General features: G+C 65.7%; 14 protein-coding genes. 3 read left to right on the top strand and 11 right to left on the bottom strand.

From position 1 onward, the window contains the following. Nucleotides 1-46: 46 nt before the first annotated feature. From MJ122_RS02670 to minC, 5 genes are all read right to left on the bottom strand, one after another. The gene (locus MJ122_RS02670; RefSeq protein WP_088416542.1) at nt 47-1,336 is read right to left on the bottom strand and encodes a M18 family aminopeptidase; all 1,290 of its coding nucleotides are present in this window, start codon (nt 1,334-1,336) and stop codon (nt 47-49) included. Between the two features lie 186 nt (nt 1,337-1,522). Then, on the bottom strand, nt 1,523-2,158 hold the full coding sequence (locus MJ122_RS02665; RefSeq protein WP_017522036.1) for an RluA family pseudouridine synthase: 636 nt from the start codon (nt 2,156-2,158) through the stop codon (nt 1,523-1,525). Between the two features lie 76 nt (nt 2,159-2,234). Further along, a complete protein-coding gene (minE, locus tag MJ122_RS02660; RefSeq protein ID WP_017522035.1) occupies nt 2,235-2,489 on the bottom strand; it encodes a cell division topological specificity factor MinE in 255 nt (84 codons plus the stop codon). After that, nucleotides 2,486-3,301, bottom strand: a complete 816-nt coding sequence (gene minD, locus MJ122_RS02655; RefSeq protein WP_017522034.1) for a septum site-determining protein MinD — start codon at nt 3,299-3,301, stop codon at nt 2,486-2,488. Before minD ends, minE begins: the two co-directional genes overlap by 4 nt. 61 nt (nt 3,302-3,362) lie before the next feature. Further along, nucleotides 3,363-4,298: a septum site-determining protein MinC gene (gene minC / locus MJ122_RS02650; RefSeq protein ID WP_239742142.1), complete on the bottom strand. Its 936-nt coding sequence runs from the start codon at nt 4,296-4,298 to the stop codon at nt 3,363-3,365. A 144-nt stretch (nt 4,299-4,442) separates the two neighbouring features. Between minC and MJ122_RS02645 the strand changes: the two genes are divergently transcribed. Both MJ122_RS02645 and MJ122_RS02640 read left to right on the top strand, forming a co-directional pair. Beyond that, nucleotides 4,443-5,375 carry a lipid A biosynthesis lauroyl acyltransferase gene (locus tag MJ122_RS02645; protein WP_239742141.1) on the top strand — a complete coding sequence of 311 codons (933 nt, stop codon included), beginning with the start codon at nt 4,443-4,445 and terminating at the stop codon, nt 5,373-5,375. Between the two features lie 55 nt (nt 5,376-5,430). After that, nucleotides 5,431-6,618 (top strand): patatin-like phospholipase family protein, encoded by a 1,188-nt coding sequence (locus MJ122_RS02640; protein ID WP_239742139.1) that lies wholly within the window; start codon nt 5,431-5,433, stop codon nt 6,616-6,618. A 101-nt stretch (nt 6,619-6,719) separates the two neighbouring features. On the opposite strand, the gene MJ122_RS02635 is transcribed toward MJ122_RS02640, so the two are convergent. From MJ122_RS02635 to MJ122_RS02615, 5 genes are all read right to left on the bottom strand, one after another. After that, nucleotides 6,720-7,580, bottom strand: a complete 861-nt coding sequence (locus tag MJ122_RS02635) for a pirin family protein (RefSeq protein WP_239742137.1) — start codon at nt 7,578-7,580, stop codon at nt 6,720-6,722. A gap of 140 nt (nt 7,581-7,720) precedes the next feature. After that, nucleotides 7,721-8,533, bottom strand: coding sequence for a VacJ family lipoprotein (locus tag MJ122_RS02630; protein ID WP_088416547.1), 813 nt, complete (start codon nt 8,531-8,533; stop codon nt 7,721-7,723). A 4-nt stretch (nt 8,534-8,537) separates the two neighbouring features. Beyond that, a complete protein-coding gene (locus MJ122_RS02625; RefSeq protein WP_239742135.1) occupies nt 8,538-9,887 on the bottom strand; it encodes a serine/threonine protein kinase in 1,350 nt (449 codons plus the stop codon). 85 nt (nt 9,888-9,972) lie between these two features. Continuing rightward, nucleotides 9,973-10,458, bottom strand: a complete 486-nt coding sequence (locus tag MJ122_RS02620) for a GNAT family N-acetyltransferase (protein WP_239742134.1) — start codon at nt 10,456-10,458, stop codon at nt 9,973-9,975. A 68-nt stretch (nt 10,459-10,526) separates the two neighbouring features. Further along, the gene (locus MJ122_RS02615; protein ID WP_239742131.1) at nt 10,527-10,946 is read right to left on the bottom strand and encodes a hypothetical protein; all 420 of its coding nucleotides are present in this window, start codon (nt 10,944-10,946) and stop codon (nt 10,527-10,529) included. A gap of 250 nt (nt 10,947-11,196) precedes the next feature. On the opposite strand from MJ122_RS02615, the gene MJ122_RS02610 reads away from it, so the two are divergent. Beyond that, complete coding sequence (locus MJ122_RS02610; protein WP_088416551.1) at nt 11,197-11,562, top strand: hypothetical protein; 366 nt, start codon at nt 11,197-11,199, stop codon at nt 11,560-11,562. Nucleotide 11,563: 1 nt separating this feature from the next. On the opposite strand, the gene MJ122_RS02605 is transcribed toward MJ122_RS02610, so the two are convergent. Continuing rightward, on the bottom strand, nt 11,564-13,123 hold the full coding sequence (locus tag MJ122_RS02605; protein ID WP_239742129.1) for a beta (1-6) glucans synthase: 1,560 nt from the start codon (nt 13,121-13,123) through the stop codon (nt 11,564-11,566). Nucleotides 13,124-13,132 lie beyond the last annotated feature (9 nt).

Raw genomic sequence — 13,132 nt, 5'->3', positions numbered from 1 at the left:
TCGAACTCCTGAAAGAAAAACGCCCGGCGGGTGCCGGGCGTTGGGGTCAGGGCAGGTCGGCGCTGTCGTAGAAGGCGCTGAGCACCTTGGCCAGGTAGTGCAGGTCCTGGCTGCCGGCCAGTTCGCGGATGGAGTGCATGGCGAAGGTCGGCAGGCCGATATCCACGGTGCGCACGCCGATCTGGCTGGCGGTGATCGGACCGATGGTAGAGCCACACCCCATGTCGCTGCGGGTCACGAAGCTCTGCACCGGCACTTCGTTCTCCAGGCACAGGTGGCGGAAGAAACCGGCGGTCTCGCTGTTGGTGGCGTAGCGCTGGTTGCTGTTGATCTTGATCACCGGGCCGCCGTTGAGCTTCGGGCCGTGGTTGCTGTCGTGCTTGTCGGCGTAGTTGGGGTGGACGCCGTGGGCGTTGTCGGCGGAGACCAGCAGCGAGCGCTGTACGGTACGGGTGAAGGCATCGCCCTCAGGCAACAGGCGGCGCAGCACCTGCTCGAGGAACGGGCCGTCGGCGCCGCAGGCGGAGCAGGAGCCGACTTCCTCGTGATCGGTGCAGACCAACACGCCGCTCTGCTCGTCGCTGCTGCCCAGCAGGGCCTGCAGGCCGGCGAAGCAGGACAGCAGGTTGTCCAGGCGCGCCCCGGCGATGAAGGCGTGGTCAAGGCCGATCACGGCGGCGCGCTGGGTGTCGTAGAAGCTCAGCTCGTAATCGAGGATGGCGTCGGCGGTGATGCCGTGCTCCAGCTGCAATTGTTCACCGAGCAGGTCGCGGAAGTCGCGCGTCTCGCCAGCGGCGACCTGGGCGAGGATCGGCGGCAGTTCGGTCTGGGCGTTGATCGGCCAGCCCATGTTCGCTTCGCGGTTGAGGTGGATCGCCAGGTTGGGGATGAGCGCAATGGGCGCCCTGAAGTCGATCAGCCTGCTCTCGACCTTGCCGGCCAGGCGGAAGGTGACACGGCCGGCCAGGGACAGGTCGCGGTCGAACCAGGGGGCGAACAGCGCGCCGCCATAGACTTCGACGCCCAGCTGCCAGTAGCCGTTGCGCACCAGCTCGGGGTTCGGCTTGACGCGCAGGCAGGGGCTGTCGGTGTGCGCGCCGACCAGGCGCAGGCCATTCTCCAGTAGCGGCGCGGTGCCGAGCTTGAAGGCGATCAGCGAGGAGTCGTTGCGGGTGACGTAATAGCGGCCACCGGCTTCGGTGCGCCAGGCGTCGCGCTCGTCCAGGCGCTGGTAGCCAGCCTCTTCGAGGCGAAGGGCGAGGGCCTGGGTAGCGTGGAAGGGGGTGGGGGAGGCCGCGAGGAAGTCGATCAGGCCTTGGTTGAGTTCTGCACGCATGGGTAACTCCGGACAGCGAATGGCCGGAAGTTTAACGTAAATGCGCGATTCTGCGGCCGGATGAGACGTGTCCTTGGGCACCGGAAGGTGCATGCGTAGGAGCGGACTCTGTCCGCGATCATATTCCGGCAGCTCCGAGCTGGCGGCTATTCATCGCGGACGGCGTCCGCTCCTGCGTAAAGAGGGTTAGAACGGCGCGGGCGACTCGAAGCGAAGACGCTCGCCGGTCTGCGGGTGGGTCAGGGCCAGCATGCTGGCGTGCAGGCACAGGCGGTCGCGCAGTTCCAGGGCTTCGCCTTCGGCATACAGGCGGTCACCCAGTAGCGGGTGGCCGATGCTGAGCATGTGCACGCGCAACTGGTGCGAGCGGCCGGTGATCGGTGTGAGTTCGACGCGGCTCCAGTTGCCGTGGCGTTCCATCACGCGCCAGAAGGTCAGCGCGTGTCGACCCTGCTCGAAATCCACCACGTGGCGCGGCTTGGTCGGCGGGTCGTAGCGCAGCGGCGCCTCGATGCGGCCGCTGTCCAGCTCGGGCTCGCCCCAGCACAGTGCGGTGTACGCCTTCTCGGTCTCGCGGTCGTGGAACTGTCGGGACAGCTCGCGGTGGCTGTCGGCGTCACGGGCCAGCACGATCAGGCCGGAGGTTTCCCAATCCAGGCGGTGGACGATGCGCGCTTCCGGGTAGCCGTTCTCCTGCAGGCGGGTGATCAGGCAGTCCTTGTTGTCGTCCGCGCGACCGGGCACGGAGAGCAGCAGGGTGGGCTTGTTCACCACCAGCAGGGCGGCGTCCTCATGGACGAATTCGATCTGGGAAAGCGGCATGGAAGCTCTTGCGCGAATAAAAAAGGACGAAAACGACTGCGGCGGCCGAGGCCGCCGCAGGTTCACCCAGGCCGGATCAACGCTCCGGCAGGGTGATGTTGAGTTCCAGGATCGAACAGCTGCCCTGGTTGGCCAACTCGACCTGGACTTGTTCCTGGTCGATGGGCACGTATTTGCGGATCACTTCCAGCAGGTCTTTCTGCAGCTGCGGGAGGTAGTCCGGTTGCGAACGGTTGCCGCGCTCATGGGCGACGATGATCTGGAGTCTTTCTTTCGCGATGGATGCGCTGGATTGCGACTTCCGGCTGCGGAAGAAATCTAAAAGGCTCATTCACGTCCTCCGAACAGTCGTTGCAGGAATCCTTTCTTCTGCACGTCGAGGAAGCGGTGGGGCATTTCCTTGCCCAACAGGCGCTCGACGGCGTCACTGTACGCCTGGCCGGCATCGCTCTCTTCGTCGAGGATGACCGGTACGCCCTGGTTGGATGCCTTGAGCACCGCCTGGGATTCCGGGATCACGCCGAGCAGACGGATGGCCAGGATTTCCTCGACGTCCTCGACGCCGAGCATTTCGCCCTTGGTGACGCGCTCGGGGTTGTAGCGGGTCAGCAGCAGGTGTTCCTTGATCGCGTCCTCGCCTTTCTCGGCGCGGGCGGATTTGCTGGCCAGCAGGCCGAGCATGCGGTCGGAGTCGCGGACCGAGGACACTTCCGGGTTGGTCACGACAATCGCCTCGTCGGCGTAGTACATGGCCAGGTGGGCACCTTTCTCGATGCCGGCCGGGGAGTCGCAGATCACGTAGTCGAAGGACTGCTTGAGCTCTTCGATGACCTTGCCGACGCCTTCCTGGGTGAGTGCGTCCTTGTCGCGGGTCTGGCTGGCGGCCAGCACGAACAGGTTCTCGAGGCGCTTGTCCTTGATCAGGGCCTGGGTCAGGGTCGCTTCGCCGTTGATGACGTTGACGAAGTCGTAAACCACGCGGCGTTCGCAGCCCATGATCAGGTCGAGGTTACGCAGGCCTACGTCGAAGTCGACGATGACGGTCTTGTGGCCGCGCAGGGCCAGGCCGGTGCCGATGGCTGCGCTGGTGGTGGTTTTACCGACGCCACCCTTACCGGAAGTGACTACGAGGATCTTGGCCAAGGTGATTCACCCCAAAGAAAAAACGAAGAATTCTGGTCCCTGAAAGTCGCGGCAGTATCCGTTAAAGGCGGGTGATGTTCAACACGTCACCCGACAGGCTGACGTGCACTGCCTGCCCCCATTGCGGACTGCGTCGAAGGTCTTCGGCGACCTTGTAATTACCGGCGATGGACACGAGTTCCGCAGCCAGCTGCTGGCAGAAAATACGTGCGCTGGTGTCGCCCTTGACTCCGGCCAGGGCACGACCGCGCATCGGACCGTACACATGGATATTTCCGTCGGCGAGAAGTTCCGCGCCGGGGCTGACAGGAGCGAGCACGATCAGGTCGCCGCCGGCGGCGTAGATCTGCACGCCGCCGCGGACCGGGGTGGTGACCAGCTTGGTCGGACGGACGACCGGTGCCGGCGGCTCGGCCGGTTTTTCCGGAGCGGCTTCCTTCGCCGGCTCCTGGGCTGCGTCGGTTGGCTCGACGGCTGTCTCTGCTGGTTTCTCCGGCTTGGCTTCGGTGGTCTGCGAGGACGGTTTCTCGGCTTGCACACCCGCGCCAGCGGCCTGCTCGACCACCTTTTCGGAGAGCTTCTCGCCCCGCGGGCGACGTACCGGCGCGGCGCCAGTCACCTGCGGGACGGCATCCTTGGGCTCGACCGCGCGCTCGCGGGAGGAGCCCGAAGGCGGTAGCACGGGTATGTCGAACATGGTGGCCAGACGAATGTCTTCCTCGCGGCTGGCACGGATGGCCAGGGTGCGCAGGCCGTGGCGGCGGCAGATGTCCAGTACGCCCTGCAGGTCGAGTTGGCCTTCGCCGTCGGGCAGCTTGTCCAGCGCCAGCACCAGCGGGGTATCGCGGAAGAAGTTGGGCGCCTGGGCGACCTTGTCGGCGAGCTGGCGGTCCAGGCGCGGCAGGTCGTTATGGGCCAGTTCCAGAACGGTGACGGCCAGCATGCTGCCCTTGAGCTGGAATACGGGATCTTGGTCGAGAAGGTCAGCTTGGCTCATGGTCGGACTGCGTCATCAAAATGGGTGGACTTATAGCGGACCGCCCCGACAGCCGCAAGCGTGGCGGATAGCCAGGGCGCAAGGCAGGCACGGCGCGCCCGCGCAAGGTAGAATGTCGGGCTTTGATCGTGACCGGAAAGTTCCATGGACCGCCCCACCTTTCGCCGAGAGTTCCTCCATCCCCGTCACTGGCCGCTCTGGCTCGGCCTTGGTGCGCTCTGGCTGGTGGTGCAGTTGCCATATCCGGCGCTGCTGGGGCTGGGGCGCGCGCTGGGCGCGGTGATGTACCGCGTGGTCGGCAGCCGCCGGGCGATTGCCGCCCGCAACCTTGAACTGTGCTTCCCCGAACTCCCGGCCGCCGAGCGCAAGCGCCTGCTCAAGGAAAACTTCGCTTCTACCGGTATCGCCTTCTTCGAGATGGCCATGAGCTGGTGGTGGCCCAAGGCGCGCCTGGCCAGGCTCGCCCACATCGAGGGTATCGAGCACCTGAAGAAGGCCGAGGCCGAAGGCAAGGGAGTGATCCTCATGGCCATGCACTTCACGACCCTGGAGATCGGCGCCGCGTTGCTCGGCCAGGTGCAGACCATCGACGGCATGTACCGCGAGCACGACAACCCGGTGTTCGACTTCGTCCAGCGTACCGGCCGCGAGCGCCACAACGCCGACGCCACCGCCATCGAGCGCGAGGACGTGCGTGCGATGCTCAAGGTGCTGCGTGCCGGCCGTGCCATCTGGTATGCGCCGGACCAGGACTACGGCGCCAAGCAGAGCCTGTTCGTGCCGCTGTTCGGCATCCCGGCCGCCACTGTCACCGCCACCACCAAGTTCGCCCGCCTGGGCCGCGCGCTGGTGCTGCCTTTCACCCAGTCGCGCCTGTCCGATGGTTCCGGCTACCGCCTGACCATCCACCCGCCGCTGGAAGACTTCCCCGGCGAAAGCGAAGAGGCCGACTGCATTCGCATCAACCAGTGGGTGGAAAGCGAGATTCGCCGCCAACCCGAGCAGTACCTCTGGGCGCACCGCCGCTTCAAGAGCCGCCCCGAGGGCGAGCCGAAGCTCTACGACAAGAAGAAGTAGGCCGTTCACTCCTCAGGGGGCCTAAGCTGGAAACGACGCGACAAGGACTTCTGCCGTGACCGACTCCGCCACGCTTGCGCAGCAATCTCCGGCCATTACCGGCCTGATCCTCTCCGGCGGCGGCGCACGGGCGGCCTATCAGGTCGGTGTGCTGGCGGCCATCGCCGAGCTGCTGCCCGAGGGCGCGGAGAATCCCTTCCCGGTCATCGTCGGCACCTCCGCCGGAGCCATTAACGCCGTTGGACTGGCTTGCGGGGCGTTGTCCTTTACCGACGCGGTGGAGCGTTTGACCAAGGTCTGGAAGGGCTTCCGCACCGGGCAGGTGTACCGCGCGGATTGGCCCGGCGTGTTCAGCCAGGCCTTCAGATTTCTTGGCCACAGCCTGCTCGGGCTGGGCAAGCGTGAGCCGGTGGCGTTGCTGGATAGCACGCCGCTGCGTTATCTCCTCGAACGTGAGTTGGATTTCTCCGGCATCGCTGCCGCCGTGCGCCGGCGAAATCTGCGCGCGGTGGCAGTGACCGCATTCGGCTACGAGTCCGGCCAGGCGGTGACCTTCTACCAGGGCCGCGCGACCATCGATCCCTGGCTGCGCCATCGCCGCATCGGCGTGCCGACGCGGCTGCAGATCGAGCACCTGCTGGCCAGCTCGGCCATTCCGCTGCTGTTCCGTCCGGTGAGGATTCTCCGCGAGTATTTCGGTGATGGCGCGGTGCGCCAGCAGGCGCCCATCAGCCCGGCGTTGCACCTGGGCGCCAATCGCGTGCTGGTAATCGGTGTCAGCGGCAATCCCACGGTGGGCAGCGCCAACGAGCAGGTGGCCAATTACCGCACGGGCCAGCCGCCGAGCCTGGCGCAGGTGGGCATCCACCTGCTCAACAGCACCTTCATCGACAGCCTCGAAGGCGATATCGAACTGCTGCACCGCATCAACTTCCTCAGTGCGCTGGTACCCGAAGAGGCCCGACGTGCGACGCTGGGGCTGGCGCCGGTGGACGTGCTGCTGATTTCACCGAGCCGGCCGCTGGACGAGATTGCCGCGCAGTACCGTCACGAACTGCCGCCGGCGCTGCGCCTGTTCCTGCGCGGGCCTGGAGCGACCAAGGCGAGCGGGGCGGGGGTGCTCAGCTACCTGTTGTTCGAGCCGGGCTACTGCAATGCGCTGATCGAACTGGGGTATCGCGATGCGATGGAAAAGCGCGCGGAGATCGCGCGCTTTCTGGGGATGGAGGAGTGGTCGTTGTAGCCGCGACGTTTCCATGAGCATTGGAGCGGACGTTGTCCGCGATGGGTTCCGGCGCGAAGCGGACCCATCACGGACGGAGTCCGTGCCTTCGTGCGCGTGGCTCAGACCGCCAGCACGCCATCACGGTAATCGCGCAGGGCCTGCTCGATCTCCTCGCGGCTGTTCATCACGAACGGGCCGTACTGCACGATCGGTTCATTGAGCGGCTTGCCGGCCAGCAGCAGGACGCGCGCGCCCTTGTCGCTGGAGAGCTGGATTTCGTCGCCCTGGCCCAGGCGCACCAAGCGGTTGGTGGCGACGGTCTCGTCACCGCGCTCGCCAGGCACCTGCAGAGACCCTTCATACACATACAGCATCACTCGATGGCTCGCCGGAATCCGAGGAGTCACGGAGGTGCCGGCGGGCAAGACCAAGTCGTAATAATGCGGCTCGGTGCCCGGGCGTTGTACGGCGCCATCGATGGCAGTCTTGCCGTCGTCGAAGCGCCCGGCGATCACGGTCACACCCACGCCTTGCGTAGTGGTGAGGCGGGGCACGTCTTCCGGCTCGATGTCGCGATAGCCGGCCGGCGCCAGCTTGTCCTTCGCCGGCAGGTTCAGCCACAGCTGGAAGCCGCGCATGGCGCCTTCCACCTGCTCGGGCATCTCGCTGTGGATGATGCCGTGGGCGGCGGTCATCCACTGCACGCCACCGGGCTTGAGCAGGCCGGTATTGCCCAGGTGGTCTTCGTGGCGCATGCGCCCTTCGAGCATATAGGTGACGGTCTCGAAGCCCCGGTGCGGGTGGGCCGGGAAGCCGGCGATGTAGTCGTCCGGGTTCTGCGTGTCGAACTGGTCGAGCATCAGGAACGGATCGAAGCGTTCGATACCGTGGCCGCCGATCACTCGGGTCAGGCGCACGCCGGCACCGTCGGAGGCCGGGTGGCCAATGTGCTGGTCGATCACGGTACGTAAACGGGTCATGGGGACCTCCTTGATCTGTGAATGGAGATCATCCTAGTCCCAAATGATGGATGAATGGTTGCGATTTTTTCGGACTAACTATCGATAGAATTGATGGTTTAGCGAAAAAGAAACCGCCGCCCGAGGGCGGCGGTTCCGGCTTACTCCTGGATCTGCAGGCGCCGGGCTTCGGTATAGAAGTAGCGCAGCTTCTCGTACTCGAAGGGCGTGTTCATCTGCCCGTAGCGGAAACTGTTGCTGTAGCGCTTGTCGATGATCTCCAGGACCGGCAGCTCCCAGTAGTCGCTGCTGAGGTCGGAATAGTTCAGGTAGTTCACTTCGCGAGCGGCCACGAAGTCGGTGGCCAGCCCGCCGGTGTCGCGCAGGTTGGACGGACCGAGGATGGGCAGCATCAGGTACGGGCCCTCCGGCACGCCCCAGTAGCCCAGGGTCTGGCCGAAATCTTCGCTGATCTTGGGCAGGCCCATGGCGCTGGCCGGGTCCCAGAGGCCGCCGATACCCAGGATGGTATTGAACAACAGGCGTGCGGTGCTGTTCGCTGCGCGCTCGGGCTTCAGCTGGCCGACGTTGTTGAGCAGGGTCGTGACCTCGCCCAGGTTGCTGAAGAAATTGCTGACGCCGGTGCGCACGAAGCGCGGGGTGACGTATTCGTAGCCGTGCACCACAGGCAGGAACACCCAGTCGTCGAAGCGGTAGTTGAAGTGGTAGACCCGGCGGTTCCACGACTCCCAGGGATCGTAGACGTTGAGGGCGTCGAAGGTGGCGCGCTCGAACTCGCGCTGGTCCAGTCCGGGGTTGAATTTCAGTGCGTCCAACGGATGCTTGAAGCCGTCGTCGTCCGGCGCCATGTCGAATTGGATGTTGGTGGGTGTCTTGACCGGTTGCGGCGTTTCGGCCTGAGCGAGGCCGCAGGCCAGTAGCAGGGCGAGGGTCCAGGAATGGCGAAGTGGCATGGAGTCAGTTCCCTGTCTGCACGGTTGCCAGGCCAGCGGCCGGGGCATCCTGTCCCTTGAGGAAGCCCAGCATGTCCTGGGCGTTCACGCGGTAGTTGAGGTTGCCGCAGTGGCCGCCGCGCGGGTAGAGCGTCAGGCGGTCGCCAAAGGTGCGGCGCAGGAAGCCGATGTCGCCGGCGCCGAGGATGACGTCGTCGGCGTTGTGCATCACGGCGATCTTCGGGCTGTCGCGCAGGTAGTCCTCGAGCGCGTAGAGGCTGACCTGCTGGATCAGCTGCGGCAGGCTGCCGCCGTCGTACTTGGCGCGCCACAACGGCATCAGCTGTTCGGTCATGTAACACTCGAAGTCGCATTGCATGGCGCGCTTGAAGAAAGGCGTCAGGCTGGTGCTCTCGGTGATCGGGTACTTGGGCGGAGTAATCAGCCCGCGGCGGTTGATCAGGTCCGACGTGAAGGCGATGTCGGCGGAGGAAAAGCGGAAGACCGCGCCGATCAGCATGGCCATCTCTTCGTTGGAAAGATGCTGCTTGGACTGCTGCAGGTCGAAGAGGAAGGCGTCGTTGAGATCGACATAGCCCTTCTGCTTGAAGTAGCGGGTCAGCTTGGCCAGCACCACCTGGTAGAAAGTGTTGGTGTTGTTGATGCCCTTGACCTCGGTCTGCACCATCCTGTCGAGGTTGCTGATCGAGGTATAGAGGTTCACTGGCGGGTTGAGCAGTAGCACGCGCTTGAAGTTGAAGCTGCGGCGGCTTTCATCGAGTTTGCTGACGAAGGCGGCGTGCAGCGCGCCGAGGCTGTAGCCGGTCAGGTAGTAATCGGTGATGGGCAGTTCGGGGTGCTGCGCGCGTACCGCCTGCATGACCCGGTACAGGTCGTCGGCGTCATCGGGCGTGTAGCCGGGGGTGGCGACATGGGAGGCGCCGACCATGAAGTCCCAGCTGGTCGGCGAGGACAATTGCACCACATGGTAGCCAGCGCCGTAGAACAGGCGCTTGAGATACTCCGGCGTAGTGCTGGCGTAATGCGCGCCGGTGCCGGCGATGATGAACACCAGCGGCGCCTCGTGCTTCTGGCGGGCCAGCCGGTAGTGCAGCTTCTTCACCGGCCAGAAGTTGCTCGGCAGCTCGTACTCACGCTCCGGGCGCAGCTTGAGTGTGTAGTCCGACTGGCGAATGTCATCGTCCGAGGGCAACTGCGGGCGCAGATCCGGTGGCGTGGTGGCGATGGTCGCCTCGAATGGATTGACCAACGGGTAGCCATAGTTGGCCTGCTCGACATCGCGGGCGGAAGCGGGCCCGGCGAGTCCCAGTGCGAGGCAGCCGATCAGGGCGGCGACGCGGCGTAGAAATATCATGGTTCGGAGTCCTTTCTAGGAGAGGTCAACTCTAGGGTGACCGCGCATTAAGACCAGTACATTTCCCACAAGTGCGATGCGCGTTTCAGCCCTTGCGCGCCAGGTCACGCAGGGCGTCACCGGTCAAACGATAGACGGTCCACTCGTCCTGCGGGCGCGCGCCCAGGCTGCGATAGAAGCCGATGGCCGGCTCGTTCCAGTCCAGCACCGACCATTCCAGGCGACCGCAGCCACGCTCCACCGCCAGCCGTGCCAGCTCGGTGAGCAGCGCCTTGCCCAGGCCGGCGCCACGGGCGGCGGGGCGCACGTAGAGGTCCTCGAGGTAGATGCCCGGCTGGCTCAGCCAGGTCGAATAGTTGTGGAAGAACAGTGCGAAGCCCTCGGGCGCGCCGTCCACCTCGCCGATCAGCACCTCGGCAAAGGGGCGCGGGCCAAACAGGTGATCGTGCATGCGTCGGGCGTCGGCCTTGACCTCATGGGCCAGCTTTTCATAGTCGGCCAGTTCGCTGATCAACTCGAGGATCAGCGGGATGTCGTCGGGTACGGCAGGGCGCAGGGTGACGCGGGACATGGGAGTTCCTTGCAGGGCGGGATGGGCCGAGCATGCCCAAAGCCCCGTATGGCTGGCAACAGCGCGCTTCAGTGGCGCTCCAGGCTCTCCAGCCAGACCAGCTCGCAGGCGCCGGCGCCGGTGTCCTCGCGGGTCAGCGAACTGACCCAGCGCCAGCCGTCGTCGCCTTCCACGCGCACCAGCTTGCCGGACAGGCGCACGTGTTCGCCGGCGCTGACCTGGGCCAGGGTACGCGCGACGCTGTCGTTGGCCGGAATCATGTGCATGTTGGCCGCGTGGGTTTCCAGCTCGCGCCGTGGGATCGGCAGCTTGTCGGCGTGCCAGTAGAACCAGCGGTTGCCCTGGCTGATGCGGATATCGGCGAGCACCTTTGGGTCATCCATCGGCCCCCAGCCCAACGCCAGGTCGGTGGGCGACAATTCGGCCTCGCGGCCCAGGCGGTAGTCCTCGCGGCCGAGTACGCGCGCCTCGATGCTGAAGTCCTGCAAGGGGTAGATGGAATAGCGCTCGACGCGTAAGCCAGCCTCGGACAGGGGCTGGCTGTACCGCTGCGGTGCCCGGGGGTGGTCGGTCGGCCACAGCCACCAGAAGCTGGTGGCCGCGCAAACCAGCAGGAACAGGGATTCATCAAGGGCTCCGTGGGTGAGGGAAGTTTAAGCAGTGTTTGCCCCCTCTTGCATCGGCCCCGGCGCTGGTTATGCTGGGCGCCGATTTTTCGCCTCCCGGAGTAGTGGCGCCATGTCCCGTCGTTTGCCCCTGATCCTCCTGCTGCTGGTCCTGGCGCTCTGGCTGGCCGCCAGCTATGGCGTGCGTTTCGGGCTGATGGAGGACAGTCGCTGGGTGGGTATCTGCGCCGACCAGGCCACGCGCTGGGAGTGCGCTGCGCGCTCGCAACTGGGCTGGGCGATTCACTTCGGCGTGTTCGGCAAGCTGGCGCTGGGCCTCTCGCTGCTGGCCTTCTTCGTACCGCGGCAGGCCGGCTGGTGGCTGGCGGTGCTGGCAATGCTGGTCACGCTGCCGGCGCTGGTGCTGTACAACGCCGGGCTCGCCGTCTTCGCCCTGGTGTTGGCCGGGCTGCGCCTGGTGCGCGCGCCATCGCGCTGAATCAGGCCTTTTGCTCTGACAGGCGTGACCCTCGCCACAGCGCACCCAGCAGCAGAAGACTCACCGCGGCCCATCCCAGCGCCTGAAGGTTGCTCAACCCTTCCAGCGCCAACTGCGCGGGAATCCCTCCGGCGATGATCAGCGCCAGCAGCAGCGCTTCGCGGCGCGGCGCATCAACCGGCCGGCACAGATAGACCAGCGCCGGGAACAGCAGGGCCGCGCTGGGGAAGCTGCGGTAGCGAGCGTCGAAGACCATCCCGAGCATCAGCACCGCGCCGGCGAAACCGGCGGTCGCCAGCCACAGCCCGGCGCGGCGTTGCAGGCAATCGAACGCCTTGCTCCGCCAACCCGTGCGGGCCGACAGCGCCAGGCTGATGTGCAGCAGCACCAGCAGGTTGAGCCCGGCCAGCGCTGCCGCCCAGAGCCATTCACCCCAGAAGCGGCTGGTGATCACCGACAGTTCCAGCCACAGCCCGATGCAGCCGGCCCCCAGCGCGCCGGCCAGTGGCAGCAGGAATGCACTGCGAGCAGAGGCGGGGCGGCCACCCACCAGCAGGGCACCGAGCAGGATCACGCCGGATAGCCCCAGCCACATCGGCCAGCCCGGCAGGTTGCTGACCGGCCCGGCGAGCACGCCTTTTTCCTCGCGGTCGGCACTGAACAGGCCCCAGTAGCCGCCCACCGCGCCTTCGCTCTGGCGCTTCCAGGGCTGGTCGAAGGCTTCGATCAGGTTGTAGTGCCAGCCTTTCTCCTCGGCCATGTGCACGAAGCCGCGGATGAAGCGCGCCTCGTTGACCCGGCTGGGCAGGGCGGTTTCACGCTGGCGGCCTTCGCTGGGCCAGCCGGTCTCGCCGATCAGGATGTCCTTGGGGCCGAACTCGCGGCCGAAGTCCTCGCGGATCTTCGCCACATGGGCGAGGGCGTCTTCGATGCCGCGCGGATTGTCTTCCCAGTAGGGCAGCAGGTGGATGGTGATGAAATCCACCGCCGGGGCGATCTCCGGGTGCTGGTGCCAGAACTCCCAGACATCGGCGTAGGTCACCGGCTGGCGCACCTGGGCCTTTACCTTGTGGATAAGTCCGGCCAGGTAGCGCCCGGTGACCTCCTTGCGCAGCAGGGTTTCGTTGCCGACTATCACCGACTGCACCACGTCCGGATTGTCGTTGGCGGCCTTGATCAGCGCGTCGACTTCGCGGCCGGTATCCACCGGGTTGGCATTCACCCAGGCGCCCAGCATCAGTTTCAGCCCGTGCTTGCGGGCCAGCGCAGGGATGCCCTCCAGGCCGGTCATGGAGTAGGTGCGCACGCAGTCGAAACGTGTCGCCAGCAGTGCAAGGTCGGCATCCATCTGCTCCGGGCGCAGCACGAAAGGCTGGTCGAAAGGCGACTGGTCCTTGGCGAACGGGCTATAGGACGCACATTGCAGCTTGTGCGCCGGCGTTGCCGCGTCGGGCAGGATTACCGGCTTGCCCAGGCCATACCAGAGCCCGCAAAGGGCAATCATGGCAAGCAGCAGGGCGGAGAAATAGGGGAGGAGCGGAAAGCGCGGGGACTGAGGCATGGGGGCACG

It is taken from the genome of Pseudomonas sp. DP-17 (assembly GCF_022380625.1).
Lineage (GTDB): Bacteria > Pseudomonadota > Gammaproteobacteria > Pseudomonadales > Pseudomonadaceae > Pseudomonas > Pseudomonas nitroreducens_A.
The sequence above is the reverse complement of the archived record's forward strand: the minus strand, read 5'-3'. Positions and strand labels throughout refer to the sequence as shown.

Bases quoted from the DNA above. Each gene is read 5' to 3' on its own strand.
- MJ122_RS02645 (WP_239742141.1), top strand. From the start codon at position 4,443: ATGGACCGCCCCACCTTTCGCCGAGAGTTCCTCCATCCCCGTCACTGG.
- MJ122_RS02610 (WP_088416551.1), top strand. From the start codon at position 11,197: ATGTCCCGTCGTTTGCCCCTGATCCTCCTGCTGCTGGTCCTGGCGCTC.
- MJ122_RS02605 (WP_239742129.1), bottom strand. From the start codon at position 13,123: ATGCCTCAGTCCCCGCGCTTTCCGCTCCTCCCCTATTTCTCCGCCCTG.
- minE (WP_017522035.1), bottom strand. From the start codon at position 2,489: ATGAGCCTTTTAGATTTCTTCCGCAGCCGGAAGTCGCAATCCAGCGCA.
- MJ122_RS02635 (WP_239742137.1), bottom strand. From the start codon at position 7,580: ATGACCCGTTTACGTACCGTGATCGACCAGCACATTGGCCACCCGGCC.
- MJ122_RS02620 (WP_239742134.1), bottom strand. From the start codon at position 10,458: ATGTCCCGCGTCACCCTGCGCCCTGCCGTACCCGACGACATCCCGCTG.
- minC (WP_239742142.1), bottom strand. From the start codon at position 4,298: ATGAGCCAAGCTGACCTTCTCGACCAAGATCCCGTATTCCAGCTCAAG.
- MJ122_RS02630 (WP_088416547.1), bottom strand. From the start codon at position 8,533: ATGCCACTTCGCCATTCCTGGACCCTCGCCCTGCTACTGGCCTGCGGC.
- MJ122_RS02670 (WP_088416542.1), bottom strand. From the start codon at position 1,336: ATGCGTGCAGAACTCAACCAAGGCCTGATCGACTTCCTCGCGGCCTCC.
- MJ122_RS02625 (WP_239742135.1), bottom strand. From the start codon at position 9,887: ATGATATTTCTACGCCGCGTCGCCGCCCTGATCGGCTGCCTCGCACTG.
- MJ122_RS02665 (WP_017522036.1), bottom strand. From the start codon at position 2,158: ATGCCGCTTTCCCAGATCGAATTCGTCCATGAGGACGCCGCCCTGCTG.